The organism is Pseudomonas asuensis (genome assembly GCF_014646755.1).
GTDB classification, from domain to species: Bacteria; Pseudomonadota; Gammaproteobacteria; order Pseudomonadales; family Pseudomonadaceae; genus Chryseomonas; species Chryseomonas asuensis.
The window spans coordinates 1-1,316 of sequence record NZ_BMNW01000060.1 but is presented as its reverse complement, the minus strand read 5'-3'; the positions used below and the strand labels follow the sequence as shown (position 1 = coordinate 1,316).

At 49.5% G+C, this 1,316-nt stretch carries 1 protein-coding gene and 1 pseudogene; both read right to left on the bottom strand.

The genetic code is table 11. The features are described from left to right. Nucleotides 1–14: 14 nt before the first annotated feature. A pseudogene (locus tag IEX86_RS25340) lies at nt 15–122 on the bottom strand (IS481 family transposase); the annotation flags it as partial. 212 nt (nt 123–334) lie between these two features. Further along, nucleotides 335–655, bottom strand: a complete 321-nt coding sequence (tnpA, locus tag IEX86_RS24630; protein WP_188868776.1) for an IS66-like element accessory protein TnpA — start codon at nt 653–655, stop codon at nt 335–337. Nucleotides 656–1,316: the final 661 nt, after the last annotated feature.

Genomic DNA, 1,316 nt, shown 5'->3' with positions numbered 1-1,316 from the left:
GGGCCCGCCTAGGGATTTAAGTTGTAGCGCTTACTCAGCGTCGCGATCGAATCCTGCGATCGCTGTAACTCCGCTCGGATGGCGTGCGTGGTCGTGGCGCGTTTATGTAGAACCTGAGCCATGGATCCTCCTCCGATAGAGGTCTATATCATAAACCCCTTCCCCCTGGGACCAAACAGCTAGGTTCTGTCTGAAAATTCTATTCACCTGCTTATCGATTCATTTTGGGCTTCTTTTCGATACGTAAAATCAAGTGGTTAAGCAGTCAGTTCAGATAGCTCATATTTGGACATCTGATATTTTTCATACAGAACTTAGATGGCATCGATGCGGATCATCGCAACAGGTCTCGAAGGAGTGCGGCGCAGGCAGCAGCACTTTCAGTCGGCCAGTTCACTTTGACCGTGCCGCGCGGGTGCTGAATTTCAACGATGATATTCGCAGATCCTTGCGCCACTGATTGCATAGGCACCGGGATAAATGCAGGTTGAAGCGCCATGCTGTTCTGCATTTGCACCCGAATCCACTTGTGGACGAGGTTCGCGTTGAGGCGATGGTTGAGGGCGACGCTGGCAATCGAGGCTCCGGGCTGGGCGCACTCTTGAATGACCTGGGCTTTGAAGGATTTGGAATACGAACGGCGTGTCGGCTGCATGAAATACCCGCTTAAAAAGCTAGAACTGGTGCCCACCTAAATTTAAGTGCACACCATGTCCTCACTTTTCGAGGTTGGGTAGATGACACATGGCCGAACGTATACTTTAATACGCTCTAATAAGCGTATTAAATCAAGTTTTCTGTATTAGGTTACCCTTAGCGACTCAAACAGCTTCTTACCTTGATGTTATAAGATCCCAAACCTTAGTGCCATTTCCGTCAGTGTATACGTGAGAAAAGTGCTACTTTGACAGCTGAGAAGAAACCTGGGTCTCCATAATTTTGGCACTGAACACAGGAGACGCAGCAGCACACTGGGCAAGCGCATATTCATTCAGTACCCAACCCGCCCATCGTTTTACGCGTGGCAGGCACGATGCAAGGGACTCGCGATAGTCGGTATGTAGAGGGCTATTATCGATAACATGTGCCCGCTCACCTAACAGCATCACGTCTGGCTGGCCCTCATTAAGATCGATTCTCTGCCCGGAGGTAAGCATTACAAATACATGCTCATAATTTCCTACCAAGGTTCCGCTAAACAAAGCCCTTGCTTGAACTGACCCCCGAATGTTGGACACAACCTTCGGGGTTCTTTATGGCGAAGTACTCGCTTCACTTCAAACGCCAGGTCGTCAGAGATTACCTGGAAAGCGCTG

Coding starts and splice junctions, on each gene's coding strand:
- tnpA (WP_188868776.1), bottom strand. CDS start 655: ATGCAGCCGACACGCCGTTCGTATTCCAAATCCTTCAAAGCCCAGGTC.